25 protein-coding genes and 1 other RNA gene are annotated in these 24,597 nt (G+C 69.9%); 14 read left to right on the plus strand and 12 right to left on the minus strand.

Annotation, left to right across the window (positions count from 1 at the left end):
• Positions 1-131: 131 nt before the first annotated feature.
• Genes VGN45_RS13955 through VGN45_RS13975 form a run of 5 tightly spaced genes read left to right on the plus strand, consistent with a single transcriptional unit; the run spans position 132 to position 6,666 of the window.
• Positions 132-944, plus strand: coding sequence for a hypothetical protein (locus VGN45_RS13955; protein ID WP_327463509.1), 813 nt, complete (start codon positions 132-134; stop codon positions 942-944).
• Between the two features lie 33 nt (positions 945-977).
• A complete protein-coding gene (gene purL / locus VGN45_RS13960) occupies positions 978-3,194 on the plus strand; it encodes a phosphoribosylformylglycinamidine synthase subunit PurL (RefSeq protein WP_327463511.1) in 2,217 nt (738 codons plus the stop codon).
• Complete coding sequence (locus tag VGN45_RS13965; protein WP_327463513.1) at positions 3,194-3,622, plus strand: DUF305 domain-containing protein; 429 nt, start codon at positions 3,194-3,196, stop codon at positions 3,620-3,622. Before purL ends, VGN45_RS13965 begins: the two co-directional genes overlap by 1 nt.
• Before the next feature lie 44 nt (positions 3,623-3,666).
• Positions 3,667-5,043 (plus strand): cytochrome P450, encoded by a 1,377-nt coding sequence (locus tag VGN45_RS13970; RefSeq protein WP_327463515.1) that lies wholly within the window; start codon positions 3,667-3,669, stop codon positions 5,041-5,043.
• A gap of 54 nt (positions 5,044-5,097) precedes the next feature.
• Positions 5,098-6,666, plus strand: coding sequence for an alkaline phosphatase D family protein (locus tag VGN45_RS13975; protein ID WP_327463517.1), 1,569 nt, complete (start codon positions 5,098-5,100; stop codon positions 6,664-6,666).
• A 3-nt stretch (positions 6,667-6,669) separates the two neighbouring features.
• Here the strand turns inward: VGN45_RS13975 and VGN45_RS13980 are convergent, their stop codons facing one another.
• The 7 genes from VGN45_RS13980 to VGN45_RS14010 all read right to left on the minus strand — a co-directional run bounded on the left by VGN45_RS13980 (position 6,670) and on the right by VGN45_RS14010 (position 9,902).
• Positions 6,670-7,032, minus strand: a complete 363-nt coding sequence (locus VGN45_RS13980; RefSeq protein WP_327463718.1) for a BlaI/MecI/CopY family transcriptional regulator — start codon at positions 7,030-7,032, stop codon at positions 6,670-6,672.
• Positions 6,981-7,436 carry a MotA/TolQ/ExbB proton channel family protein gene (locus VGN45_RS13985; protein WP_327463519.1) on the minus strand — a complete coding sequence of 152 codons (456 nt, stop codon included), beginning with the start codon at positions 7,434-7,436 and terminating at the stop codon, positions 6,981-6,983. The genes VGN45_RS13980 and VGN45_RS13985 overlap by 52 nt, the downstream gene beginning before the upstream one ends.
• 56 nt (positions 7,437-7,492) lie before the next feature.
• The gene (locus VGN45_RS13990; protein ID WP_327463521.1) at positions 7,493-8,317 is read right to left on the minus strand and encodes a TIGR00282 family metallophosphoesterase; all 825 of its coding nucleotides are present in this window, start codon (positions 8,315-8,317) and stop codon (positions 7,493-7,495) included.
• A complete protein-coding gene (locus tag VGN45_RS13995; RefSeq protein WP_327463523.1) occupies positions 8,314-8,871 on the minus strand; it encodes a 5-formyltetrahydrofolate cyclo-ligase in 558 nt (185 codons plus the stop codon). Before VGN45_RS13995 ends, VGN45_RS13990 begins: the two co-directional genes overlap by 4 nt.
• Positions 8,872-9,082: 211 nt before the next feature.
• Positions 9,083-9,244: non-coding RNA, 6S RNA (gene ssrS, locus VGN45_RS14000), on the minus strand.
• Positions 9,245-9,330: 86 nt separating this feature from the next.
• Positions 9,331-9,648, minus strand: a complete 318-nt coding sequence (locus tag VGN45_RS14005; protein WP_327463525.1) for a cell division protein ZapA — start codon at positions 9,646-9,648, stop codon at positions 9,331-9,333.
• Positions 9,648-9,902 (minus strand): hypothetical protein, encoded by a 255-nt coding sequence (locus VGN45_RS14010; protein ID WP_327463527.1) that lies wholly within the window; start codon positions 9,900-9,902, stop codon positions 9,648-9,650. The genes VGN45_RS14005 and VGN45_RS14010 overlap by 1 nt, the downstream gene beginning before the upstream one ends.
• Positions 9,903-9,999: 97 nt before the next feature.
• On the opposite strand from VGN45_RS14010, the gene tkt reads away from it, so the two are divergent.
• Genes tkt through purT form a run of 3 tightly spaced genes read left to right on the plus strand, consistent with a single transcriptional unit; the run spans position 10,000 to position 14,018 of the window.
• Positions 10,000-11,991, plus strand: coding sequence for a transketolase (tkt, locus tag VGN45_RS14015; RefSeq protein ID WP_327463529.1), 1,992 nt, complete (start codon positions 10,000-10,002; stop codon positions 11,989-11,991).
• A gap of 57 nt (positions 11,992-12,048) precedes the next feature.
• A complete protein-coding gene (locus tag VGN45_RS14020) occupies positions 12,049-12,828 on the plus strand; it encodes a hypothetical protein (protein ID WP_327463531.1) in 780 nt (259 codons plus the stop codon).
• Positions 12,825-14,018, plus strand: coding sequence for a formate-dependent phosphoribosylglycinamide formyltransferase (gene purT, locus VGN45_RS14025; RefSeq protein WP_327463533.1), 1,194 nt, complete (start codon positions 12,825-12,827; stop codon positions 14,016-14,018). Before VGN45_RS14020 ends, purT begins: the two co-directional genes overlap by 4 nt.
• 33 nt (positions 14,019-14,051) lie before the next feature.
• Here purT and VGN45_RS14030 read toward each other — a convergent pair whose 3' ends face one another.
• Positions 14,052-14,708 (minus strand): glutathione S-transferase family protein, encoded by a 657-nt coding sequence (locus VGN45_RS14030; RefSeq protein WP_327463535.1) that lies wholly within the window; start codon positions 14,706-14,708, stop codon positions 14,052-14,054.
• Positions 14,709-14,799: 91 nt separating this feature from the next.
• Here VGN45_RS14030 and VGN45_RS14035 point away from each other — a divergent pair, with 91 nt between their 5' ends.
• Positions 14,800-15,180, plus strand: coding sequence for a hypothetical protein (locus VGN45_RS14035; protein WP_327463537.1), 381 nt, complete (start codon positions 14,800-14,802; stop codon positions 15,178-15,180).
• A gap of 7 nt (positions 15,181-15,187) precedes the next feature.
• On the opposite strand, the gene VGN45_RS14040 is transcribed toward VGN45_RS14035, so the two are convergent.
• From VGN45_RS14040 to VGN45_RS14050, 3 genes are all read right to left on the minus strand, one after another.
• On the minus strand, positions 15,188-16,063 hold the full coding sequence (locus tag VGN45_RS14040; RefSeq protein ID WP_327463539.1) for a hypothetical protein: 876 nt from the start codon (positions 16,061-16,063) through the stop codon (positions 15,188-15,190).
• A 155-nt stretch (positions 16,064-16,218) separates the two neighbouring features.
• Positions 16,219-16,986 carry an ABC transporter permease gene (locus VGN45_RS14045; protein WP_327463541.1) on the minus strand — a complete coding sequence of 256 codons (768 nt, stop codon included), beginning with the start codon at positions 16,984-16,986 and terminating at the stop codon, positions 16,219-16,221.
• Complete coding sequence (locus VGN45_RS14050) at positions 16,986-17,921, minus strand: ABC transporter ATP-binding protein (protein WP_327463543.1); 936 nt, start codon at positions 17,919-17,921, stop codon at positions 16,986-16,988. Before VGN45_RS14050 ends, VGN45_RS14045 begins: the two co-directional genes overlap by 1 nt.
• A gap of 95 nt (positions 17,922-18,016) precedes the next feature.
• Here VGN45_RS14050 and VGN45_RS14055 point away from each other — a divergent pair, with 95 nt between their 5' ends.
• The 3 genes from VGN45_RS14055 (at position 18,017) to VGN45_RS14065 (ending at position 20,836) form a co-directional block, all read left to right on the plus strand.
• Positions 18,017-18,913, plus strand: a complete 897-nt coding sequence (locus VGN45_RS14055; RefSeq protein ID WP_327463545.1) for a DUF1206 domain-containing protein — start codon at positions 18,017-18,019, stop codon at positions 18,911-18,913.
• A 61-nt stretch (positions 18,914-18,974) separates the two neighbouring features.
• On the plus strand, positions 18,975-19,514 hold the full coding sequence (locus VGN45_RS14060) for a lipocalin family protein (RefSeq protein ID WP_327463547.1): 540 nt from the start codon (positions 18,975-18,977) through the stop codon (positions 19,512-19,514).
• Positions 19,515-19,522: 8 nt separating this feature from the next.
• Positions 19,523-20,836, plus strand: a complete 1,314-nt coding sequence (locus VGN45_RS14065) for a sorbosone dehydrogenase family protein (RefSeq protein ID WP_327463549.1) — start codon at positions 19,523-19,525, stop codon at positions 20,834-20,836.
• Positions 20,837-20,891: 55 nt separating this feature from the next.
• Here VGN45_RS14065 and VGN45_RS14070 read toward each other — a convergent pair whose 3' ends face one another.
• A complete protein-coding gene (locus tag VGN45_RS14070; protein ID WP_327463551.1) occupies positions 20,892-21,458 on the minus strand; it encodes a hypothetical protein in 567 nt (188 codons plus the stop codon).
• A gap of 345 nt (positions 21,459-21,803) precedes the next feature.
• Here VGN45_RS14070 and VGN45_RS14075 point away from each other — a divergent pair, with 345 nt between their 5' ends.
• Complete coding sequence (locus VGN45_RS14075) at positions 21,804-23,603, plus strand: long-chain-acyl-CoA synthetase (protein WP_327463553.1); 1,800 nt, start codon at positions 21,804-21,806, stop codon at positions 23,601-23,603.
• Positions 23,604-23,687: 84 nt separating this feature from the next.
• Entirely contained in the window at positions 23,688-24,557 is an 870-nt protein-coding gene (gene motA, locus VGN45_RS14080) for a flagellar motor stator protein MotA (protein WP_327463555.1), read from the plus strand.
• Positions 24,558-24,597: the final 40 nt, after the last annotated feature.

Genomic DNA, 24,597 nt, shown 5'->3' on the forward strand with positions numbered 1-24,597 from the left:
CCCTTGGGGAGGTGCGGGCGTCGAGGCGAGAACCGCGGCGAATCGCCCTCGTTCCAGCGTCACCGCAAACAAATCTGAACCCGCGTCCGGTCCCGCGCGTATCCATGACGACCATCCAAGCGGAGCCGTGAATGTCCTCCATCGTCCGACCGACCCCCGCCCAGAAGACCCGTCGCCTGGTCGTGCTGGCCGCGACCCTGTTCGCCATCGCGGTCAACTATGGGATCAATGCGCTGGGTTGGGGCCAGAGCCCGGCGGAGTTCTCGCGCGACTCGGACGAGAACCTGCGCGTCGCGACCTATGCCTTCTCCATCTGGGGTCCGATCTTCCTGGGCTTGCTGATCTACGCCGTGCGTCAGGTGCTGCCGCAGACGGGCGAGAGCGATCTGATCCGGCGCATGGGCTGGCCGTCGGTCCTGGCCCTGCTGGCCATCGGCTGGTGGACCGCCGCGGCGGCCGTGGACGCCGAGGTCGTCACCATCGTCCTGATCTTCGGTGCGCTGAGCGTGCTGCTGATCCCGCTGATCCGCAACGCCGGTCTGATCCGCCGGCTGGGCCGGTTCGAGCGCGACCGCATGACGGTGGTCTGGCCGCTGGCGGCGCTGGCGGGGTGGCTTACGGTGGCGTCTCCGGTGAACCTGCTGACCGTGGCGACCGGCAACGGCGACCTGCCCGCCGGGGCGCCCGCGGTCGTCTGGTCCCTGCTGGCGGTGGCTGGTGTGACGCTGCTGGCTTTGTGGGTCACCGAGCGGACGCGGACCCTGGCATATCCGCTGCCCGTCTCCTGGGGTCTGGTCGGCGTCTTCGTGGCAGAGCAGGAGCGAAATCCGACGCTGGCGTTCGCGGCCCTGGCCGCGGCGGGCCTGGTTCTGGTCGGCGCCGTGATCCTGGCCTTCGGACTGAAGCGGGGCGTGGAGCGCGACGACGCGACCGTGCCCGGCTGACAGGCGGGGCGACGCGGGCTAGAAGGCCCGCCCATGAGCGCGCCCCAAAAGACCATGGCCGAACTGGCCGCCGACTACGGCCTGGCCCCCAACGAATATCAGGTCGTGCTGGACCGGCTGGGGCGCGAGCCCAACCAGGTCGAGCTGGGCGTCTTCTCGGTGATGTGGTCCGAGCACTGCAGCTACAAGTCGTCGAAGATTCACCTCGGCAAGTTCCCGACCAAGGGGCCGCGCGTCATCTGCGGCCCGGGCGAGAACGCGGGGGTGATCGACATCGACGACGGCGACGCCTGCATATTCAAGATGGAGTCGCACAACCATCCCAGCTTCATCGAGCCCTATCAGGGTGCGGCGACCGGCGTGGGCGGCATCATGCGCGACGTCTTCACCATGGGCGCGCGGCCCGTGGCCCTGCTGAACGCCCTGCGCTTCGGCGACCCCGAGCATGAGAAGACGCGGCGTCTGGTGTCCGGCGTGGTCTCCGGCATCGGCGGCTACGGCAACTGCGTCGGCGTGCCGACCGTGGCGGGCGAGACGAATTTCCACCGCGGCTACAACGGCAACATCCTGGTCAACGCCATGTGCGTGGGCCTGGCGAAGGCGGACGCCATCTTCTACTCGGCCGCTCCGGCCGCCGGGTTCAGCGTGGTCTATTTCGGCTCCAAGACCGGCCGCGACGGCATCCACGGCGCGACCATGGCCAGTGCGGAGTTCGACGAGGATTCCGACGAGAAGCGCCCGACCGTGCAGGTCGGCGATCCGTTCGCCGAGAAGCTGCTGATCGAGGCGACGCTGGAGCTGATGGCCTCCGGCGCCGTCGCCGCGATCCAGGACATGGGCGCGGCCGGCCTGACCTCCTCCTCGGTCGAGATGGCGGGCAAGGGCGGCGTCGGCATCGAGCTGAACATGGACGCGGTGCCTCAGCGCGAAGAGGGCATGACGGCCTATGAGATGATGCTGTCGGAATCGCAGGAGCGCATGCTGGCGGTGCTGAAGCCGGGCCGCGAGGCCGACGGCGAGCGCATCTTCAAGAAATGGGGCCTGGACGCCGCGACCATCGGCGTCACCACCGACACAGGCCGGCTGGTGCTGAAGCATCACGGCGAGACGGTGTGCGACGTGCCCTTGGCCCCGCTGTTCGACGACGCGCCGCTTTACGACCGGCCCTGGGTCCAGCCCGAGTTGCAGCCACGGCTTGATCCCAAGGACGTGCCAGCGCCCGAAAGCTGGGCCGACGCGGTGCTGAGCGTCGTTTGCTGCCCCGACATGGCGTCCAAGCGCTGGATCTGGGAGCAGTACGACCGCCACGTCATGGCCGACACCTTGCACGACTCGGCCACCGGCGCGGACGCGGGCGTAGTCCGGGTGCACGGCACGGACAAGGGTCTGGCGGTCACCAGCGACTGCACCCCCCGCTACGTCCAGAACGATCCCTACGAGGGCGGCAAGCAGTGCGTCGCCGAAGCGTGGCGCAACCTGACGGCCGTGGGCAGCCGGCCCATCGCCATCACCGACAACCTGAATTTCGGCAATCCGCAGCGGCCGGAGATCATGGGCCAGATCGTGCGCGCCATCGACGGCATGGCCGAGGCGTGTCGCGCGCTGGACTTCCCGGTCGTGAGCGGCAACGTCAGCCTCTACAACGAGACCAACGGCGCGGCGATCCCGCCAACGCCGACGGTGGGCGGCGTGGGCCTGCTTCCGAACTACGACGTGGTCGTCGGCTTCGGCGGCATGGTCGAGGGCGACGTGCTGGTGCTGATCGGCGAGACGCACGGCGAGCTGGGCGCCTCCATCTACCTGCGCGAGGTGCTGGGCCGCGAGGACGGGGCGCCCCCGCCGGTCGATCTGGCGCTGGAGCGCAAGACCGGCGACTTCGTGCGCGACCTGATCGAGGCGGGCCAGCTGACCTGCGTTCACGACCTGTCGGACGGCGGCCTGATCGGCGCGGCGGCCGACATGGCCCTGGCCAGCGACTGCGGGGTCGAGCTGGACGCCACCAGCGAAGCCCACGCCCACGTCCTTCTCTTCGCCGAGGACCAGGCCCGCTATCTGACCGCCGTGGCCGACCCGGTCGAGGTGATCGCCCGGGCCCAGCAGGCCGGCCTGCATGCCAGCGTCGTCGGTAGGGCCAAGGGCAAGGATTTCGCCTCCGCCGGCGAGAAGGGCGAGCTGTTCCGCATCCCGCTGGATCACCTGCGCGAGATGCACGAAAGCTGGATGCCGACCTGGATCGAAGGAAAAGCCTGATGCGCGCCGCCCTGATCGCCCTGCCCGTCCTGCTGCTCGCCGCGTGCGAGGGCGGGGGCGATCCGGTGGAGCAGGCGATGCGCGACGCCTCGGCCGAGCGGCACGCCGCGACGGTGAAGGACGGCGAGGTCTCCGGCCCCGACCACGCCGCCATGGGCCATGGCGCCGGGTCGGCGGGCGCAGGCGACGCGGCTTTCGCGGCGCCGGAGGCGTCGATGCACAGCAAGATGGCTGCGGCCACCGGGGCCACCGTGGACGAGGCCTACGTCGCCAAGATGATCGCCCACCACGAGGGCGCCGTCGAAATGGCCGAGGTCGCCCTGGCGCAGTCCAAGGACCCCGAAGTGCGCCGCATGGCGCAGACGGTCGTGGACACCCAGACCCGCGAGATCGCGGAGATGCGGGCGTGGAAGCCGGCGGCGAACTGACGCGGCGACTTACTCCCGCCGCCGATCGGGCCTAGGTTTCGGCCATGGCCGACGGCTCCCCGACGTTCCGCCCCTGGACCCCCGCCCGGCGCACCAAGCCGCTGGGCCTGATCCCCTTTCTCTGGGTCAGTTGGCGCGATCCGCTGGGCATGTGGTCGGAGCGCCACTTCAAGGAACCGCAGCTCTACGGCCGCTCCCGGCTGGGCGAGATTCTGGTCGTCAGCCATCCGGAGGGCGTGCGCCAAGTCCTGTCGGCCAACGCCACGAACTATGAGAAGGGCGCGCTTCAGCGCCGCGTGCTGGGCCCCATGCTGGCCGACGGCCTGCTGCTGACTGAGGGCGAGGCGTGGCGTCGTGTGCGGCGCATCCTGGCGCCGCTGTTCACCCCGGCGCGCACCGCGACCATGACCGGCCGCATGGTCGACCGCTCGCGGCGGCGGGTCGAGGGCTGGCGGCTGGACCTGGGGCCGCGCGTGCTGAACATGGACACGGAGATGTCGGGCCTGACGTTCGACATCCTGTCGGCGACGCTGTTCTCCGACCAGCTGGATGGAGACGCCGAGGGCTTCGAGAAGGCCCTGAACGGCTTTCTGTCGCTGGCCGCGCGGATCGATCCGCTGGACGTGCTGGCGGCTCCGGACTGGATCCCGCGGCTTGGCCGGGTGACCGGCGCGGGGGCGGGTCGGTTCTTCGAAAGCCGGGTGTCCACACTGGTCGCACGCCGCCGGGCGCAGATCGAGGCGGGCGAGCCCGTCGCCGACGACCTGCTGACCGCCCTTCTGACCGCGCGCGACGAGGAGGGCGGCGAAGGTCTGTCCGACCACGAGGTCGCGTCGAACGTCCTGACCTTCATCCTGGCCGGGCACGAGACCACGGCACGGACCCTGGGCTGGGCCCTGCACCTGATCAGCCGGACCCCGGACGTGGCCGCGCGCCTGCGGGACGAGGCCGACGCCTTCGATCCCGACGCCGCCGACTGGGCCGAGCGGCTGCCGTGGACGCGGGCGGTGATCGAGGAGGCCATGCGCCTGTTCCCGCCCGCGCCGACCCTGGCCCGCCGCGCGCTGGGACCGGACGTGATCGGCGGTCAGGCCATCGGGGTCGGGGCGACGGTGCTGATCTCGCCCTGGGTGCTGCACCGGCATGAACGGCTATGGGATGCGCCTGAGGAATTCCGGCCCGAACGCTTCCTGCCCGAGAACCGCAAGTCGGTGGACCGCTGGGCCTGGATCCCCTTCAGCGCCGGGCCCCGCGTCTGCATCGGCGCGACGTTCGCCCTGAACGAGGCCATGATCGCGCTTGCGACCATCCTGAGGGCGGCCGAGGTGGAGCCGATCGCGCCCGCGGAACCCCGCCCGGTGCACCAGATCACCCTGCGCAGCGCCCAGCCGATCCGGCTGAAGCTGAGAGCGCGGGCCTAGACATCACCGTCACATTCCGTCGCTAATCCGGGCGCAGTTTTCGGAGATCGTCCCATGCGCCTGCCCGTCCCCTCGCGTCGTTCGCTGATCCTGGCCCTGGGGGGCGGGGTGGCCGCGTCCGGCCTGGCGCGTGGCGCCATGGCGGATCCGGTGTGGGCCGAATACCCGTTCCAGCTGGGCATCGCCGCCGGCGACCCGACGCCGGACGGCTTCGTGATCTGGACCCGACTGGCGCCGAAGCCGTTCGAGATCGGCGCCGGCATGCCGTCCGCCCCCGTGCCGGTGAAGTGGGAGGTGGCGACCGACCGCGGCTTCTCGACCGTCGCCCGCTCCGGCGAGTTCGTCGCGCGGCCCGAACTGGCGCACGCCGTTCACGTCGAGGTGACGGGGCTGGAGCCCGGGCGCGAGTACTTTTACCGCTTTTCCTCGGGCCGCGAGCGCACCCCGTCGGGCCGCGCCGTGACCGCGCCGGCCGCCGGCAGCCAGGTCGCCCGCGCCCGCTTCGGCGTCGTCGGCTGCCAGGCCTGGGAGCAGGGCTTCTACACCGCGCACCGCAGGGCGGCGGAGGAGAACCTGGACTTCATCTACTGCTACGGCGACTACATCTACGAGGGGCGCGGCAATCGCACCTACACCGGCTCCGGCGGCACGTCCGAGAACCCGCGCATGCACATGGGCGGCGAGGTCTACAGCCTGGACGACTATCGGCGTCGGTACGCCCAGTACAAGATGGACGCCGACCTGCAGTCGGCCCACGCCTCGACGGCGTGGTTCTGCACCTGGGACGATCACGAGATCGACAACAACTGGGTCTCGGCCCTGGACCAGGACGGCACCGATCCGGCCGTCTTCATGCTGCGCCAGCAGGCGGCGATGCAGGCCTGGTACGAGAACATGCCGGTGCGCCGCTCGGCCTTCCCCAAGGGATCGGCGCTGCAGCTGTATCGCCACGCGACCTGGGGGAACCTGCTGGACCTGAACTTCCTCGACACCCGCCAGTACCGCAGCGACCAGCCCTGCGGCGACGCCTGGGCCACCACCTGCGCCGCCGTGGACGCGGCCGAGGCCCAGGTCCTGGGCGAGGCGCAGGAGCAGTGGCTGTACCGCAATCTGGACCGGTCCGAGGCGCGCTGGAACGTGCTGGCGCAACAGGTCATGGTCATGGACCTGGACCGGCGCGAGGGGCCCGACGTCGGCTACAACGTCGACACCTGGGCCGGATACCGCATCCCGCGCGGCCGCCTGCTCAAGCGGATCAAGGATCGCCGCATCCGGAACGTCGTCGTCCTGACCGGCGACGAGCATCAGAACTATGCCGGCGAGCTGCACCTGGACGGCCGCAACCCGGAGGGCGCGCCGATCGGCTCGGAGTTCGTCACGACCTCGATCAGCTCGTCGGGCAACGGCCAGGACCAGCGCCCGGACATGGCCCGCATCCAGTCCGCCAACCCCCAGCTGAAGTTCAACAACGCCCAGCGCGGCTACGTCGTCTGCGACGTGACGCCGGAAGCCTGGAAGGCCGAGTTCAAGGTGTTGGACAAGGTGTCGGACAAGGAGGGCACGCTGTCGACACGGACGACGCTGGCGGTGCAGTCGGGCGACGCGCGCGTGGTGGCGGCCTGAAACCTACCGGCTCAGGAACGCCTTCAACGCCGCCGCGTCCCCGCCGAACAGGCGGTCGACCAGGTCGCCCACCTCGCCCGCCACATAGGCGTCGCGATCCAGCAGGGCATGGTACCGTTGCCGCCCGTCCTCCTTAACGGACCGCACCGCCCCCTTCTGAACGAGCCGGTGCAGCAGGGTCTTGATGGTGGCGTCGCCCCAAGGCTGCGTCGCCTTCACCGCCTCGATCAGGCTGGCGAAGGACAGCGGCCCCTGGGCCCAGAGCGCGGCCAGGACGGCGCTCTCGGCCTGGGTGACGGCGATGCGGGCGGGCTTCAGGATGACAGCACCGTGCGGTCGATGCGGGCCTCGATGATCCAGTGGCAGACCACGCCGACCACTCCGGCGACCAGACCCAGGAAGAAGATCAGGGCCGCCTCGGCATAGCCGGGCGCCAGGACCGGCATCGGCACGGGCTGCCCGTAGTTGGCCATGCCGATGAAGCCCATCAGCAGGACGAAGACCGCGCCCAGCAGGCCGATCAGGGGTCCGCCGAGGCGCAAGGCCGAGACATAGGCCGACCCGCCGGACAGACGCCGGCCGGACGCCAGTTTGATGAGCGTGACGACGACGGCGGCGACGGCCGAGAGCACCAGAAGGATCATGACCGCCTTCATCGTCTCGTCGGCTTCGGCGAAGACCCCGCCGAGGGTCAGGCGCGGAGCGGCGAGCGCCAGGGTGGGCGCCGCGGCCAAGGCGGCGGCGACGGCCAAGGTATTGATCAGACGCACAACGACCTCCGGATTACGGTTGTAGTCCAGTCAGATTACATGTGTAATATTCAGGGTCAAGAGGCGGCAGGCACCGTCTGTCTGAGCCGCCCGCCCACCCGGATCGGCTCGATCCGGGTGGCCAGTCCCGTGCGGTCGTCCGTCTCGACGTAGACGCCGCAGATCGTGGCCGGACCGCTGGCCGGGCTGTAGCGGCCGCCGGAAATCCGCGTGGTGAAGCGGCGCAGGGGCTCTTCCTTCTCGTTGCCGATGACGCTGTCGTAGTCGCAGCAGCCTCCGGCGTCGGTCTGGTAAGCCGTGCCGCCGGGCAGGATCTGGCAGTCGGCGGTCGGCACGTGGGTGTGGGTGCCGACCACCAGCGACGCGCGGCCGTCGCAGAAGTGGCCCATGGCCATCTTCTCGGACGTCGCCTCGCAGTGCATGTCGACGATGACCGCGTCGGCGGCGACGCCCAGGGGACAGGCGGCCAGTTCCTTCTCCACGGCGCTGAAGGGGTCGTCCATCGGGTCCATGTGGACGCGGCCCAGCACGTTCATGACCAAAACCGTCCGGCCCGAATGGGTCTCGAACAGATTGGCGCCGGCGCCCGGCGCGTCCATCAGGCGCGGGTAGTTCAGCGGCCGGATCAGGCGCGGCTCGCGCACGATGTAGGTCAGGGCCTCGCGCTGGTCCCAGCTGTGATTGCCCAGGGTCAGGCAGTCGGCGCCGGCCATGAACAGCTCATTGGCCGTGTGCTCGGTGATGCCGAAGCCGCCGGCGGCGTTCTCGGCGTTGACCACGACGAAATCGAGCTTCAGGTCGCGCTTCAGCCCCGGCAGGTGATCGGTGATCCCATCCCTGCCCGACTTGCCCACCACGTCGCCGAAGAATGCCAACCTCATGCGAAGGGCCTATAGCCGACCTCGGTCAGAACGCCATGCAGCCGTACGTCGTGGGGTTCGACCGGCAGGCCGGCGACCTCTTGCCCCGCATAGGCCAGGCCGACGCGCAAAGCGGCCGGCAGGGCGGCGAAGGTGCGGTCGTAGTGCCCCCCGCCCTGCCCCAGGCGCCAGCCGCGCGCGTCGTAGGCGAGCATGGGCGTGACGATCAGTTCCGGCTCGACCGTCTCGGCCAGCGGCAAGGGCGCCGGCACGCCGACCAGATCGGGCTCCAGCGGCTCGCCCGGCGCCCAGCGGCGGAAGATCATCGGCGCGTCGGGCTCGACCACGACCGGCAGGCATAGCCGGCGGCCGGCGGTGGCGAGAGCGCTCGCCAGAGGCGCCGCGTCCAGTTCGGTGCCGATGGCGCGATAGACGGCGACGACGGCGGCGGGCGGCAGGTCCCCGGCGTGATCGGCCACGCGGTGGGCGACAGTGGGGTCCAGCCCGCTCAGCCGCTTGCGCTCGGCCCGCATCGCGGCGCGCAGTTCGCGCTTTTCGAGGGGTCGAGAGCTCATCCCATCACACTTAGGCGCGAAGACCGGAGAGGGGTAGAGGAGCCGTCCGGCACGGACGGCGCGACCAGGACATCGAGCGACACAAAACGAGGACAACCGCCTCGATCGCTCCCGCCACAAGCACGACGACGAGGACAAGTGGCGGAGTGGGACGGTCGACCGTGACCCATCCCGGGCACGCAAGCCATGACGCGGAGGAAGGGGCGGGGTGGCGGGGGCCGCGAGGGCCGTGAAGGACGGTTCAATCCCCTCGACCTGGCGAACCAGGTGGGCGCCGTGGTGCCCAGGCCCACGAGCCCGGACAGGGACAGCTCCCTTAGAGACGATTAAGGTCGCTGGGATGTGTTGCCTTCGACGAGAGCCGCAGCCGACCCGCCGGGGAAGAAGATAGGCGCGGACGCGGGGCGGAACAATGGCGGAAGATGCGTCCCTCTCCCGTTGGGAGAGGGCTGCCGGTTCTCAAATCGTCTGCGCCAGTTTTTCCAGTCGCGCCGCGACGGCGTTCAGCGCCTCCGCCACGCCGTCGTTGGCGGGCGCGGGCGGGTCGCCGGCGAGGGTGACGGAGCCTGCGGCAAGCCGCGTCTCGTGCAGGTCGTCGGCCAGCAGCAGCGCGGCCATCAGGAACAGGCGGATGTCGCCGACGTGGCCGACCTCCGACGCCACGTTGCGCACGTGGTCGTCGAACTGGCGGGCCAGCATGCGCACGCGGTCCTCCTGGCCGTCGGCGCATCCGACGGCGTAGGGGCGGCCGTTGACCTCGACGGTGACGGTGGCCATCAGCCGGCCTCCGTTTCGTCTTCGCCAAGCACCTGGCGGATGGCCTGGGCGGCGAGGGCCAGGGCTTCGGACGCCTCCCGGCCCGCGGCTTCCAGCTCGGCGGTGCGGGCGGGATCCGGGCGGGGGGCGAACAGGTCGTCGTCGCTCACGGGGCGGGCGACGGCGGGGCGGGCCTTCAGGTCCAGGACCCTGCGCTCGATCAGGGAAAGGGCGCGATCGACCCGTTCCCGGGCGGCGGCGGCGGCGTCGGCCATGTGCCCTCCTTTCAGAATCCGTATAGAACCCGCCACGCCCGCGCGGTAAAGCGCCGCCGCCTCCCTTTTTTCCGCCTTCCGACGAAAGAGCGTGCCCGTGGCCGATCCCAAAACCGCATCCAAGGCCACCCCGAAGCAGATGGCCGACGCCGTTCGCGTGCTCGCGATGGACGGGGTCGAGAAGGCGAAATCCGGTCACCCCGGCATGCCGATGGGCATGGCCGACGTGGCGACCGTGCTGTTCAGCCGCTTCCTGAAATTCGACGCCGGCCGCCCCGACTGGGCCGACCGCGACCGGTTCATCCTGTCGGCCGGGCACGGCTCGATGCTGATCTACGCCCTGCTGCATCTGACGGGATACAAGGCGGCCACGAAGGATCAGCTGTCGAACTTCCGCCAGTGGGGATCGAAGACCGCCGGCCACCCCGAGTTCGGCCACATGCCGGGCGTGGAGACGACCACCGGCCCGCTGGGTCAGGGACTGGCCAACGCCGTCGGCTTCGCCATGGCGGAGCGTCACCTAGCGGCGAAGTACGGCCCCGATCTGGTCGACCACCGCACCTGGGTGATCGCCGGTGACGGCTGCCTGATGGAGGGCATCAGCCAGGAGGCGATCACCTTGGCGGGCCGCTATCGGCTGAACAAGCTGACGGTGTTGTGGGACGACAACGAGATCACCATCGACGGCAAGGTCGGCCTGTCGGACGCCACGGACCAGAAGGGCCGGTTCAAGTCCGCCGGCTGGGCAGTGAAGGCCGTCGACGGCCACGACATGCACGCCGTCCGCGCGGCGCTGAAGTGGGCGATCAGGCAGGACAAGCCCACCCTGATCGCCTGCAAGACCAAGATCGGCAAGGGCGCCGCGACGATGGAAGGCAGCCACAAGACCCACGGCGCGGCCCTGGGCGCGGCCGAGATCGCCGCCACCCGGCTGGGCCTCAGCTGGACGCACGATCCGTTCGAGCTGCCTGAGGCGGTCGAGAAGGCGTGGCGCAAGGTAGGACGGCGCGGCGCCAAGGTGCGCAAGGCGTGGGAGACGAAGCTGGCCGCCCACCCGCAGGGCGCCGACTTCACCCGGGCCATGAACGGCGACCTGCCGGCCGACGCCTTCAAGGCGCTGGACGCCGGGATCGCCGAGCTGGTCGAGACCCGGCCTGCGCAAGCGACGCGCGCCTCGTCCGGCGCGGCCCTGGCCAAGCTGTTCGACGCCGTGCCGGAGATGATCGGCGGCTCGGCCGACCTGACCGGGTCCAACAACACCTTCGTGGCGGGCACGCCGATCCTGGACGCGCCGACCTATGAGGGGCGCTACGTCAACTGGGGCATCCGCGAGCACGGCATGGCCGCGGCCATGAACGGCATGGCGCTGCACGGCGGGGTGATCCCGTACGGCGGCACCTTCATGGTGTTCTCGGACTACAGCCGCCCGTCGATCCGCCTGGCCGCCCTGATGGGCATCCGCGTGATCCACGTGCTGACGCACGACTCGATCGGCGTGGGCGAGGACGGACCGACGCACCAGCCGGTCGAGCATCTGGCCGCCTTGCGCGCCATCCCCAACCTGCTGGTCTTCCGCCCCGCCGACACGGTCGAGGCATTCGAATGCTGGCGCGTAGCGCTGGAGACGAAGGCCGCGCCCTCGGCCCTGGCCCTGTCGCGACAAAAGACCGACGCCGTGCGGACCACGGCCGCGTCGGAGAACCTGTCGGCCAAGGGCGCCTATGAGCTGCGCGGCGCGTCGGGAGACGCCAAGGCGACCCTGTTCGCCACCGGCACCGAAGTGCCTGTCGCGCTGAAGGCGGCCGACGCGCTGGAGGCCGAGGGCCTGCCCACCCGCGTCGTCTCGGTCCCGTGCGTCGAGCTCTTCGAGCGGCAGGACGCCGTCTATCAGGCCTCGGTCATCGGTCGCGGCACGGTGCGCGTGGCCGTCGAGGCCGGCATCAAGCAGGGCTGGGAGCGCTTCATCGGCGAGGACGGCGGCTTCGTCGGCATGACCGGCTTCGGCGCGAGCGCCCCGGCCGAGGTGCTGTACGAGAAATTCGGCATCACGGCGGAGGCGGTGGTCGAAGCGGTCAAGGCGCGTCTTTGACGAACGCCGTGAGGCCAAGCTAGCCTGAGTGCTAGCGTCGGTTTCGGAGGGGTGACGATGACGAAGCGTTCAGGCGTGATCGGAGTGGTCGCCTGCCTGCTCGGCGCGGCGAGTTTGATCGGTGGGTGCGCCCAAACGGGCGGGACCAGCGATCTGATCTGGACGCCGGAACCGCACATGGACTTCGCGCTGGGCCCCCGGCTGGCGGGACCGGGCGTAGACGGGATCAATTCCGCCCTCGAAGCCATCGATGGGCAGGCCCAGGCCCAGCGCGCCGACTGCCTGGCCGCGGCGGGCGATCTGGGGTCGTGGATCCGGACGGTCTGGACGCCTTATGTCGGCCCTCGGTTCCTGACCGTGGCCGTCAGCGACCAGATGAACTGCGGCGGCGCCCATCCCGGCGGCGACATCGCCTACTACACGTTCGACCGGACGCTGGACGACGTGCCCGACTGGGCGACCCTGTGGCCGGGCTCCGGCATTGCGGCCAGGGGGATCGGCGCTGGCGGACTTGCTGCGCGGACCGGCTCGCCCGCCCTGTGGACCTGGTACGTCGACGCGGTGCGGCGCGACGCTTCCATCGATCCCGAGCTGAAGCGGATGTGCATGGATCGGCTCGGTCCGGCGCCGGAGGGTGAGGATCTGGCCATCTGGCTCGACGGCGCCTCCGGGGGTCTGGGCATGAAGCTGACCGACCTGCCTCACGCCGTGAAGGCCTGCGGGTTCGTGCAGGTCATGCCGGCCGACGAGATGGCGCGGCTGGGCGCAAGCGATGCGCTGCTGCGCGAGGTCCGCGCCGCGCCGGCGGCCTTCGACTATTCCGAAATGCCGCGATGAACCGCCTCGGCACCCCCCTGTCCGACACCGCCGTCCGCGTCATGCTTCTGGGCGCCGGCGAACTGGGCAAGGAGGTGGCGATCGAACTGCAGCGCCTGGGCGCCGAGGTGATCGCGGTCGATCGATACCCCAACGCCCCCGCCATGCAGGTGGCGCATCGCAGCCATGTGATCCCGATGACGGATCCGAATGTGCTGAACGGCGTCATCCTGGCCGAGGCGCCGCACATCATCGTGCCCGAAATCGAGGCCATCGCCACCGACGTGCTGGCCGAGATCGAGGCGGCGGGTCTGGCGACCGTGATCCCCACCGCACGAGCGACGCAACTGACCATGAACCGCGAGGGCATCCGCAGGCTGGCGGCGGAGGAGCTGGGCTTGCCGACGTCCCCCTATGCCTTCGCCGGATCGGCGGCGGAACTGGCTGAGGCCGCGCACCGGATCGGCCTGCCGGTCTTCGTCAAGCCGGTGATGTCGTCGTCCGGCAAGGGCCAGTCGATGATCGACGCCCTGGAGGACGCCGGGAACGCCTGGACCTACGCCCAGTCCGGCGGGCGCGTGGAGACCGCGCGGGTCATCGTCGAGGGCCGCATCGACTTCGACTTCGAGATCACCCTGCTGACGGTGCGGTCGATGCGCGACGGTCAGGTCGTGACCGATTTCTGCGATCCCATCGGCCATCGTCAGGTGAAGGGCGACTACGTCGAGAGCTGGCAGCCGCAGGCCATGTCGGCGGCGGCGCTGGCCGCGTCGCAGGACATCGCCGGCAAGGTCACCGAGGCGCTGGGCGGGCTGGGAGTGTTCGGCGTCGAGCTGTTCGTGAAGGGCGACCGGGTCTGGTTCAGCGAGGTCAGTCCGCGTCCGCACGACACCGGGCTGGTGACGCTGGCCACGCAGGTCCAGTCGGAGTTCGCCCTGCACGCCCGCGCCATCCTGGGTCTGCCGGTAGACGTGACCCGCCGCGACGTCGGCGCCAGCGCGGTGATCTATGGCGGCATGGACGCGGTCGGCGTCGCCTATGAGGGCGTCGCCGAGGCCCTGTCGGTCCCGACCGCCGACCTGCGCCTGTTCGGCAAGCCCGAAGCCTTCGAGCGTCGCCGCATGGGCGTCGCCACGGCGCGCGGCGAGACGACCGATCAGGCCCGCGAGCGCGCGAGAGAGGCGGCGGCGCGAGTCAGGGTGGTGAGATGATACGGCCAGCCGTTCCCGGAGACGGACATCGCGTCAGTCCTCCGCCGGGGGGGCCGGCATGAGGTCGCCATAGGGCGCCGCGTCCTCCAGCGTGCGCTTGAACGACGGTCGCGCCATCAGGCGCGCGTGCCAGGCCCGCAGCCGGGAACGGTCGCCGAACGGGACCAGCCGGCGGGCATAGGTCATCAGCGGGGCGGCGGCGCAGTCGGCCAGGGTGAAGGTCGAGCCCGCGCCCCATTGACGGCCGTCCGACAGCCGGTCCTCCAGCATGTCCCAGGCCGTGGTCAGCAGCTCCTCGTCCTGCCGCATGGCCACCGGATCAGGGGTGCCCGCGCGGCCCAGGCGGTTGAAGACGAGGCGGTTCATCGGAACGCCGACGTAGAAGTCCAGCACCCGGTCCATGAACCGCGTCTCCAGCGCCGCGTCCGGATCGACGGGGATCAGGCGGCCACCGCCGGCGTGCCGGTCCATCCATTCCACGACGATGCTGGATTCCAGGAAGACGCGGCCGTCGGCGTCGACCAGCACCGGCATCTTGGCGAAGGGCGACAGACGGGCGAACTCGGCCATCGCCTCAGCGTCTGCGTGATCGACGATCCTCAGGGTGAATGGGAGATCCAGTTCATAGGCGGCGGTCGACGCCTTCTGGCCGTAGGCGGAATAGGGGTGGTGCCAGAGGGTGAAGCTCATGGCCGCACTTGGCCCGCCCAACGCCAAGACCGCAACCCCCCGTTAAGCGACGCGGCGCACCCTCCGCTCAGTCGGAGTTCGGAAGGCCGCCATGTCCACGATCCAGACCCAGAGCTATCGCCGCGCGCGCGACCACTTCGAGCCGCAGGACATCGATCCGCAGGAGCAGCGCCGCCTGCGCGGTCAGTTGGAGCAGATCGACTATGCCGCCTTCGTGGCCAACCGCGAGGTGATTGGCCAAGCCCTCCAGGGGGTCGAGCCCGCCAGCTTTCAACGGCTGGCCGTGCTGACCGCCACGGCTCGGGCGCGCTGGGCGGGGGAAGCGCTGCGTCAGTCCGAGTCCGGCGCGCCGTCCACGCCTGACCAGATCGCCCGCCTGGCCTCGGCCCGCGCGGCGTACGAGGAGCTGGCGGAGGCCTATGAGGGCCTGCGCCGCATGGTCGAACGCGGCTACGTCACGCTGAAGGGCTGACGCCGCCTCAGCGCGGGCCCGTCACGATGGTGTCGCCTTGGGTGCGCGGCGTGGGCTCGGCCGGAGGCGGCGGGCCTTCGGTCACGGCGGGGGCCGGCTGCTGAACCAGCGGTGCGGCGTCGATCGCGGGAGCGGGAGGCGAAGCCTCGGCGACCGGCGTGGCGTCCGTTTGGGGCTCAGGCGCCGAACGTTCGGCGCGAGGCGCTGCCGCGACCGCGGGCGCAGGCGTCCGCGTGGAAGAGGGCTCCGGCGCAGCGGTTTCGACGGGAACCGGGGTCGCGTCGACCGGCACGGCCTCGACGAGAGGGGCGGGAACGGAAGCGGCCTCGTCCGGCGCCGTCGCGAGCAGAACCGAGGGCTGCGACGCTTCCGCCGGCGTCTCCATGGGGCGCGGCGCGAGGGCCCAGACGCCCACGCCGACGGCCAGAACCGCGGCCAGCGCGCCGCCGACGATCAGCTGACGGGACGGTCCGGCGCGCCGCGCAGGCGGGGCGAAGGCCGGCACGACCAAGGTTTCCGATTCCGGCTCAGCACGTGTGGTCGGCTTGGCCGGAATCGGGAAGTCCGAACCCTCGACCGGCGGCGCCGCGACTGGTGTGGGGAGTGGCCGGACCGTGGCGTCGGGATCGGGTGGACGGATCGGCTCAGGCACAGTTCGCGGTTCGGGCGTCGGCACTCGCGGCGCGACCGGCACGAGGGAGTCGCGGAACAGGTTCACCGGTCGCTGGGGCGCGGGCGGCGCGGCGGCCCGGGGTCGGGGCGGCGTAGGGATCGGGTCCAGCCGCTCGCCAGTCGGCAGCGGGCCGGCGCGGAAGACGGGGGCCGCGGACCGGCGCCAGTCGATGGGCGCGGGGGACGGCGGGCGGCGATCATCGTCGGACATGGGGCACTCGAAGCGGGGACGCGAACTGAAAGCGCGCGAGCGTGCCGCCCGATCCCGACGATTTCGGGGCCGCTTCGTTTGGAGCGCGGACCTCCAGGTCCGCGACATGCACGGTTGCCGGGGTCGCGGACCTGGAGGTCCGCGCTCCTTTCGGGTCAGTTTTTCAGGCGCCAGCCCGTCTTGAAAATCCAGCCGACGAAGGCCAGCAGGATCAGGAAGAAGCCCAGCGTGGCGGTCAGGCTGATCGCCACAGGCACGTCGCCGACGCCGAAGAAGGCCCAGCGGAAGCCGCTGATCAGATAGACCACCGGATTGAACAGGCTGACCGTCTGCCAGGCGGGCGGCAGCATGTCGATCGAGTAGAAGGCGCCGCCCAGAAAGGTCAGCGGCGTCACGATCAGCATGGGGATGAAATTCAGCTGTTCGAAGCTCTGCGCCCAGACGCCGATGATGAAGCCGAACAGGGCGAAGGTCGCCGAGATCAGCACCAGGAAGGCCAGCATCCAGAACGGGTGCAGGATCTCCAGCGGCACGAACAGGGCCGCCGTGGCCAGGATCACCAGCCCCAGCACCACCGACTTGGTCGCCGCCGCGCCGACGTAGGCGAGCACCGTCTCGAAAGGCGAGATGGGCGCCGACAGCAGTTCGTAGATCGTGCCGGTGAACTTCGGGAAATAGATGCCGAAGCTGCCGTTGAAGATGGAGTTGGTGAACAGGCTGAGCATGATCAGGCCGGGAACGATGAAAGCGCCGTAGGGCACTTCGCTGACGCCCCCCATGCGGCTGCCGATGGCCGAGCCGAAGACGACGAAGTACAGCGCCGTCGTCACCACAGGGGTGATCAGCGACTGCCAGACGGTGCGCAGGCTGCGCGCCATTTCGAACCTGTACAGAGCCCAGACGCCGTGACCGTTGAAGCCCATCAGGCGGCCTCCCTCGACTGGTGGACCAGGCCGACGAAGATGTCCTCCAGGCTGGACTGGCGCGTGGACAGGTCCTTGAAGCCGATGCCGAGGTCGGACAGGCGCCGCATCAGCGAAGGCACGCCAGTCTTCTCGGCGTTGGAGTCGAAGACGTATTCCAGCTCGGACCCGTCGGCCTTCAGCTCAAGCGTCCACTCCGACAGCTCGGGCGGCAGGGCGGCAAGCGGCTCCTGCAGCTGAAGCGTCAGGGTCTTGCGCCCCAGCTTCTTCATCAGGGCGGTCTTCTCCTCGACCAGCACCAGGCGCCCCTTCAGGATCACGCCCACCCGGTCGGCCATCTCCTCGGCCTCCTCGATGTAGTGGGTGGTCAGGATGATGGTCACGCCGCGCTCGCGCAGCTTCCTGACCATGGCCCACATGTCCTTGCGCAGCTCGACGTCCACGCCGGCGGTGGGTTCGTCCAGGAACAGGATGTCGGGCTCGTGGCTCAGCGCCTTGGCGATCATGACCCGGCGCTTCATGCCGCCTGACAGCGTCATGATCTTGCTGTCCTTCTTGTCCCAGAGCGACAGATCCTTCAGCAGCTGCTCGATGAAAGCCTTGTTGGGGGCCTTGCCGAACAGACCGCGGCTGAGGGTGACGGTGGCCCACACGGTCTCGAACGCGTCGGTGGTCAGTTCCTGCGGCACCAGGCCGATGGCGGAGCGCGCCTTGCGATAGTCCGACTGAATGTCGTGTCCGGCGGCGGCGACCGTGCCGGACGTCGGCGTGACGATGCCGCAGACGATGGAGATCATCGTCGTCTTGCCCGCGCCGTTGGGACCCAGCAGGGCGAAGATCTCACCCCTGGAGATCGACAGATCGACCGCGTCCAGGGCCTTCAGCCCGGACTTGTAGGTCTTGGTCAGACCCTTGATCTCGATGACGTCGGCCAAAAGCTCCTCCCCCGCGGTGCGGCCCACATATGCCGCCTGCGATCTTCCGCAAGGGCAAGCGGAGCCGTTGGAGGCTCGATGCGTTCTGGCCCGGCATGACCATGATCCCCCTGCCCGTCCGTTCGCGCCTCGCCCGGCTGGGGGCGTGGTCGCGCCGGCGGTTCCCTTTCCTGGCGCGGACGCCGGAACTGAAGCACTGGATCGAATGGGCGGCGCGGGTCGGGTTCGGGGCGCGGGGGTTCGTCTATCTGTCGGTCGGGGCGCTGACGCTGCTGGGCGTGTTCGACGTGGCGGGCGAGGCGGTGGGGACCGGCGGGGCGCTGGCCTGGCTGGTGACGCGCCCGTTCGGGCGGGTCTGGCTGATCCTGGTCATCCTGGGGCTGGCGGCCTTCGTGATGTGGCGGCTGATGCAGGCGGTGTTCGACGCGGACAATGAGGGCAGGGACCGCGAGGGTCTGATGACCCGCGTCGGTCAGTTCATCAGCGGCCTCGGCTATGCCGCCATGGCCTGGGGCGCCGCCGGGCTGCTGATCGACAAGCCGGAGAACGCGCGCATGGAGGGCATGACCTCCAGCCGCGAGACGGCCGAGACGGTGATGGCCTTGCCGTGGGGGAACTGGCTGCTGGCGGCGGGCGGGCTGGCCATCCTGGGCATCGGCATCGCCAACGTCGTGCGGGCCTGGCGCGAGGATTTCACCGAACACCTGGCCTGTTCCGAGAGTCTGTGCCGCAAGGTCGCCCCGCTCGCGCGCTGGGGCCACATGGCGCGCGGCCTCGCCTATCTGCCGCTGGGGGTCATCGTGGTGCTGGCCGGACTGCACGCCCAGGCGTCGGACGTCACCAGCCTGGGCGCGGCGCTGGAAGCGGTGGAGCGCCAGCCGGCGGGGCCGTGGGCTCTGACGGCCATGGCGACGGGGCTGATGGCGTTCGGCGTCTTTTCCTTCATCGAGGCGCGCTGGCGCCGGATCCGGCCGCCGCGTGAGGTGCTTTGACGCGCCTCCCGCGCGGAACCTTGGCCGTATCTTGGCGCTGAACTGCAAACGGAGCCGTCGCATGCGCCTGTCCGCCCTCGCTGCCCTCGCCCTGGCCATGACGCTGGGGGCCTGCGTCACCGCCCCATCTCCGTCGCAATATCGCGCGCCCCAACCCACCAAGCCGGTCGACGCCGAGCGCTTGTGGTCGGGCCGCTGGCTGGAGATCGCGCGCACGCCGATGTCGATCACCGACGGCTGCGTGGCCGGAGCCTCGAATTATCGCCTGACCGCTTCGACGCGGGTCGCGGTGCGCGACACCTGTCAGCGGGACACGCCGACGGGCCGCGAGGTGGCGGTCGAGGGGCGCGGCGAGATCCTGGACCCCGGCACGAACGCCAAGCTGAGGGTGAAGTACTTCTGGGGCTTCGTGACCTGGGACTATTGGGTGCTGGACCGGGCCGACGACTATTCCTGGTTCATCGCCGCCAGCCCGACCCTGGACAAGGCCTTCATCTACACGCGCGAGGTTCCCGGCCGGGCCGAGCGCGACGCCCTGGTCCGCCGGTTGGGCGAGCTGGGGTATGACGTGACCCGGCTGGAGTTCCCCGAAACCCCATGAGGTTCGCCATGCGCCCCGTCGCCGCCGCAGCCTGCCTGTCGCTGTCCCTCGCCGTCTCCGCGTGCGGTGGGCCGCGGGCACTGCCGCCCGAGGCGGGATATGGGCCCAGCCCCACCCTGCCGGAGCCCGCGCCGGAGCGCATCCCGTCGATCAAGATCGCCGAGGCCGTCGGATGGCCGACCGGGCGGGCGCCGACGCCGGCCGCGGGCCTGAGCGTTCAGGCGTTCGCGACGGGGCTGGACCATCCCCGGTGGCTGTACCGCCTGCCCAACGGCGACGTCCTGGTGGCCGAGAGCGCCGCGCCGCCTAAGCCGGAGGACAAACAGGGCGGCATCCGCGGTTGGTTCCAGAAGATGTTCATGTCCAGGGCTGGCTCCGTCGTGCCCAGCGCCAACCGGATCACCCTGCTGCGCGACGCCGACGGCGACGGCGTGGCGGAGGTGAAGACGCCGTTCCTGACAGACCTGACCTCGCCGTTCGGGATGGCTCTGGTGGGGTCGACGCTGTACGTCGCCAATGCCGACGCGGTGGTGGCCTTCCCCTATCAGACCGGCCAGACGCGGATCGACGCGCCGGCGCAAAAGGTCGCCGACCTGCCTGCCAGCCGGAACCACCACTGGACCAAGAGCCTGGTCGCCTCGCCCGACGGGTCGCGGCTGTACGTCGGCGTCGGCTCCAACTCCAACATCGCCGAAAACGGCATGGAGGAGGAGGTCGAGCGCGCCGCGGTGCTGGAGATCGATCCGGCGACCGGCGCGCGGCGCGTCTATGCCTCGGGGCTGCGCAACCCCGTCGGCATCGACTGGAACCCGGCGTCGGGCGCCCTGTGGGTGGCGGTCAACGAGCGGGACGAGCTGGGGCCCGACCTGGTGCCGGACTATATGACGTCGGTCCGGCCCGGCGGTTTCTACGGCTGGCCGTGGAGCTATTACGGCCAGATCGTCGACGAGCGGGTGAAGCCGGCCAATCCGGACATGGTCGCCCGCGCGTTGAAGCCCGACTATGCGCTGGGAGCCCACACCGCCTCGCTGGGCCTGGCCTTCTCGCAGGGGACGTTGCTGCCCCAGCGGTTTCGCAGCGGCGCCTTCGTGGGCCAGCATGGGTCGTGGAACCGCAAGCCGGCCAACGGCTATCAGGTGATCTTCGTGCCGTTCGCCGGGGCCATGCCCAACGGCATGCCGATCCCGGTGCTGACCGGCTTCCTGGACGAGGAGGGCCGCGCCATGGGCCGGCCGGTCGGCGTGGCCTTCGACGGCCAGGGGGCCCTGCTGGTCGCGGACGACGTGGGCAACGTCATCTGGCGCGTGTCGCCCGCCGCCTGAGCCAAAAAAGAACCCCGGCCGAAGCCGGGGCTCTCTTCGTCAGACGTCACTCAGATCACTGGCCGGTGAAGGGCTGAACCTGAATGGTCGGGGCCGACGGCGTGACCATGGGGGTCGGCCCCGGGGTGGTGGTCGGGGCGGGCGAGGTGGCCTGGGCCTGCGCTCGGTTCAGTTCGGCGGTCGCCTCGTCGCCCGTATCTTCGGCAGGCGCGGCGGCGGGAGCCGTGGCGACGGTCGCGCGGCGGACCGGCGCGGCGCGGCGCTCGGCCGGGGCGGCGCGGACCGAAGCCGGAGCGGCCGCAGGCGCGGGGACGGCTTCCACCGGCGCGGGCGTCGCCAGCGACGAGGTCTCCGCGACCAGCGGAGTCAGCGGGGCGGCCGGAAGCGGGGCCGAGGTCATCTCCGCCGTCTCGACGGCCGGAGCGGCCTCTTCGGCCGGAGCCATCATCATGGCCGCGGCGACGCCGCCGACGGTCAGGACGCCCAGCGGGGCCAGCACCATCCAGGCCTTGAAGCCGCCGCGACCGGCCGCGCCGCCCGTGCGGCGTTTGCGGGCATAGACGGGCACATAAGCCTCGGTTTCGGCATGGGTCATTTCGTGGTCGGTATAGGTGACGCTCATGATCAGTCCTCCTTGCGGTGGTTGAGACAACCCCGATATCGGACCTCCGTTCCGCCGGAACCAGGACAGCCGCCAAGTTACCTTGGCGTCGCCACAGTCAAGGCGGCCATGCGGCGGATCGATCATCTTGAAACGACTGAGCGTCGGTACATAACGTCGGAAACGTGACCATAAATGTCGCGGCCTTTTGGAGGTTTACCTTGCGTAAGTCTCGTTCTGGGACGTGCCGATGCGGCCACAGGGTCGTGACATCCGCGCCGAGGCATTCCCCTGACGGTTGACCGCCCGCTCCGGGCCCGCCACTACCGAGGCGAGGCGTCTATTGCTGCGAGGAATCACCGACCGATGGGCCTGATCGCGGACATCCGGCGCGACCTGCGGTTCGCGAAGGGGCTGGGCCGCCTGCTCAAGCGCATCAAGCCGGTCAACCTGGACGGGCTGGACCTGGTCTGCGACGACCTCGAAGAGGCGGTGGACAAGTTCGGCGACCGCGTCGCGGTCGAGGACGAGCGCCGCAGCCTGACCTATCGGGAGTTCGACCAGCTGGCCAACCGCTTCGGCCACTGGGCGCGCGGGCGCAATCTGAAGCGCGGCGACGTCGTGGCCCTGATGATGGCCAACCGGGTCGAGTATCTGGCGGCCTGGTACGGCTTCTCGAAGGTCGGGGTGACCACGGCCCTGATCAACACCAACCTGACGGGCCAGGCGCTGGCCCACTGCATCGCCATCGCCAACACCAGCCAGATCGTCGCCGACGAGGACTGCTGGCGAAAGGTCGAGGACGCCCGCGCCCACGTGGACCGGCACCTGATGCTGTGGGTCATGGGCCTGAACGACGCCGACGAGACCAGCGACCGGCGGGATCTGGACAAGCCCGTGCGCGGCGCCAGTTCCGTGCGCCCGCCGCGCAACCTGCGTCAGGGGCTGACCAACCGGTCGACGGCGCTGCTGATCTACACCTCCGGCACCACAGGCCTGCCCAAGGCGGCGCGGATCACCCATGCGCGGGCCCGCACCTACATGCGCGCCTTCGCCGGCTGCACGGAGGCCACGGACAAGGACGTCACCTTCAACGTCCTGCCGCTGTATCACTCCACCGGCGGCTTGGTGGGGGTGGGGCCGGCCCTGCTGAACGGCGGTCGGCTGGTGCTGCGCAAGCGCTTCTCCAGCACCAACTTCTGGGCCGATGTGAAGAGCTCGGGCGCCACCCTGTTCGTCTACATCGGCGAGCTGTGCCGCTATCTGGTCAACGCGCCCGCCCAGCCGGCGGAGAAGGACCACAGCCTGCGCCTGGCCTATGGCAACGGCATGCGCCCGGACGTGTGGGAGGAGTTCCAGCCCCGCTTCGGCATCCCGCGCGTGCTGGAGTTCTACGGCTCGACCGAGGGCAACGTCTCGGTCTTCAACTTCGACGGAAAGATGGGGGCGATCGGTCGCGTGCCGGGCTTCCTGAAGAAGCAGATCAACATCCGCCTGGTGGAGTTCGACCTGGACACCGAGCTGCCGGTCCGGGGGAACGACGGCCTGTGCCGCCTGGCGCGGCCGGGCGAGATCGGCGAGGCGATCGGCCTGATCGCCGACGACAACCGGCACGACTTTTCCGGCTATGCCGACAAGGCCGCCAGCCAGAAGAAGGTCCTGACCGACGTCTTCAAGACGGGCGACCGCTGGTTCCGCACCGGCGATCTGATGCGGCAGGACCGGCAGGGCTATTTCTATTTCGTCGACCGCATCGGCGACACCTTCCGCTGGAAGGGCGAGAACGTCTCGACCGCCGAGGTCGAGCAGCGCCTGGCCGACGCGCCGGGCGTGAAGGAGGTGGTGGCCTACGGCGTCCCCGTGCCGGGGCAGGAGGGCAAGGCCGGCATGGTCGCCCTGGTCACCGACGGCAAGTTCGAACCCGCCGCCTTCGCCGAATGGGTGGACCGGGAACTGCCGCCCTATGCCCGCCCCTGCTTCGTGCGTCAGCTTAAGTCGGCCGACACCACCGGCACGTTCAAGTACCGCAAGTCCGACCTGGTCGCCGACGGCTTCGACCCGGACAAGGTGCCTGGCGGCGTCTGGGTCAAGGGCGGCAAGAACGGCTACACGAAGCTGTCGGCCAAGACGCGCGACGCGATTTTGACGGGCGAGACGCGGCTGTAAGCCCTCGCGGCAACTCCGGATTAAGCATTAACGGGCCAATGTTCGACGGACGTCCTTTTCCCGGCCGAAGGCTCACCCGCGACCATGTTTCAGATCATCGGCATCGTCCTGTTGTTCGCCATGGTGTTCGGCAGCTACATCCTGGCCGGGGGCAAGATGGAGGTGATCCTCCACTCCCTGCCGTACGAGCTGATGGCCATCCTGGGCGCGGGGGTGGCGGCGTTTCTTATCGGCAACTCGGTGGGCACGATCAAGGCGACCCTGGGCGGCTTCGGCAAGGTGTTCGCGGGGCCGAAGTGGAAGCGGCAGGACTATAAGGATCTGCTGTCGCTGCTGTTCCAGCTGACCAAGACGATGAAGTCCAAGGGCGTCATCGCTCTAGAGAGCCACATCGAGAAGCCGGCGGAATCCACGATCTTCCAGAAGTATCCGAAGATCCTGAAGGACCACTTCGCCACCGACTTCATCTGCGACACGCTGCGCATGATGACCATGAACCTCGAGGATCCGCACCAGATCGAGGACGCCATGGAGAAGCAGCTGGAGAAGCACCACCACGAGGGTCTGGCCGGGGCGCATGCGCTGCAGACCATGGCCGACGGCCTGCCGGCGCTGGGCATCGTCGCCGCCGTGCTGGGGGTCATCAAGACCATGGGCTCGATCACCGAGCCGCCGGAGGTTCTGGGCGGGATGATCGGCGGCGCGCTGGTCGGCACCTTCCTGGGCGTGTTCCTGGCCTATGGTCTGGTCGGGCCGATGGCCAGCCGCCTGAAGGAGATCGTCGACGGCGACGGCGCCTTCTACAAGATCATCCAGTCTGTGCTGGTCGCGCACCTGCACGGCAATGCGGCGCAGATTTCCGTCGAGATCGGCCGCGGCGACATCCCTTCCGGAGCCCAGCCGAGCTTCGTCGAGATGGAAGAGACCCTGTCCAACGCGCCGACCGAAGCCTGAGGCCGGGAACGGTCAAGCCGTCCGGCCGTTCACCCGTCCA

The organism is Brevundimonas sp., from assembly GCF_035999125.1.
Taxonomy (GTDB): domain Bacteria; phylum Pseudomonadota; class Alphaproteobacteria; order Caulobacterales; family Caulobacteraceae; genus Brevundimonas.

Excerpts from the sequence above, each read along its gene's own strand:
- VGN45_RS14030 (WP_327463535.1), bottom strand. The coding sequence starts at position 14,708 with ATGAGCTTCACCCTCTGGCACCACCCCTATTCCGCCTACGGCCAGAAG.
- VGN45_RS14060 (WP_327463547.1), top strand. The coding sequence starts at position 18,975 with ATGCGCCTGTCCGCCCTCGCTGCCCTCGCCCTGGCCATGACGCTGGGG.
- VGN45_RS14010 (WP_327463527.1), bottom strand. The coding sequence starts at position 9,902 with ATGGCCGACGCCGCCGCCGCCGCCCGGGAACGGGTCGATCGCGCCCTT.
- VGN45_RS13955 (WP_327463509.1), top strand. The coding sequence starts at position 132 with ATGTCCTCCATCGTCCGACCGACCCCCGCCCAGAAGACCCGTCGCCTG.
- VGN45_RS14020 (WP_327463531.1), top strand. The coding sequence starts at position 12,049 with ATGACGAAGCGTTCAGGCGTGATCGGAGTGGTCGCCTGCCTGCTCGGC.
- VGN45_RS14045 (WP_327463541.1), bottom strand. The coding sequence starts at position 16,986 with ATGGGCTTCAACGGTCACGGCGTCTGGGCTCTGTACAGGTTCGAAATG.
- VGN45_RS13970 (WP_327463515.1), top strand. The coding sequence starts at position 3,667 with ATGGCCGACGGCTCCCCGACGTTCCGCCCCTGGACCCCCGCCCGGCGC.
- VGN45_RS14035 (WP_327463537.1), top strand. The coding sequence starts at position 14,800 with ATGTCCACGATCCAGACCCAGAGCTATCGCCGCGCGCGCGACCACTTC.
- VGN45_RS14065 (WP_327463549.1), top strand. The coding sequence starts at position 19,523 with ATGCGCCCCGTCGCCGCCGCAGCCTGCCTGTCGCTGTCCCTCGCCGTC.
- VGN45_RS14075 (WP_327463553.1), top strand. The coding sequence starts at position 21,804 with ATGGGCCTGATCGCGGACATCCGGCGCGACCTGCGGTTCGCGAAGGGG.
- motA (WP_327463555.1), top strand. The coding sequence starts at position 23,688 with ATGTTTCAGATCATCGGCATCGTCCTGTTGTTCGCCATGGTGTTCGGC.
- VGN45_RS14055 (WP_327463545.1), top strand. The coding sequence starts at position 18,017 with ATGACCATGATCCCCCTGCCCGTCCGTTCGCGCCTCGCCCGGCTGGGG.
- purT (WP_327463533.1), top strand. The coding sequence starts at position 12,825 with ATGAACCGCCTCGGCACCCCCCTGTCCGACACCGCCGTCCGCGTCATG.
- VGN45_RS14070 (WP_327463551.1), bottom strand. The coding sequence starts at position 21,458 with ATGAGCGTCACCTATACCGACCACGAAATGACCCATGCCGAAACCGAG.
- VGN45_RS14005 (WP_327463525.1), bottom strand. The coding sequence starts at position 9,648 with ATGGCCACCGTCACCGTCGAGGTCAACGGCCGCCCCTACGCCGTCGGA.
- purL (WP_327463511.1), top strand. The coding sequence starts at position 978 with ATGAGCGCGCCCCAAAAGACCATGGCCGAACTGGCCGCCGACTACGGC.
- VGN45_RS13995 (WP_327463523.1), bottom strand. The coding sequence starts at position 8,871 with ATGAGCTCTCGACCCCTCGAAAAGCGCGAACTGCGCGCCGCGATGCGG.
- VGN45_RS13965 (WP_327463513.1), top strand. The coding sequence starts at position 3,194 with ATGCGCGCCGCCCTGATCGCCCTGCCCGTCCTGCTGCTCGCCGCGTGC.
- VGN45_RS13990 (WP_327463521.1), bottom strand. The coding sequence starts at position 8,317 with ATGAGGTTGGCATTCTTCGGCGACGTGGTGGGCAAGTCGGGCAGGGAT.
- VGN45_RS14040 (WP_327463539.1), bottom strand. The coding sequence starts at position 16,063 with ATGTCCGACGATGATCGCCGCCCGCCGTCCCCCGCGCCCATCGACTGG.
- VGN45_RS13975 (WP_327463517.1), top strand. The coding sequence starts at position 5,098 with ATGCGCCTGCCCGTCCCCTCGCGTCGTTCGCTGATCCTGGCCCTGGGG.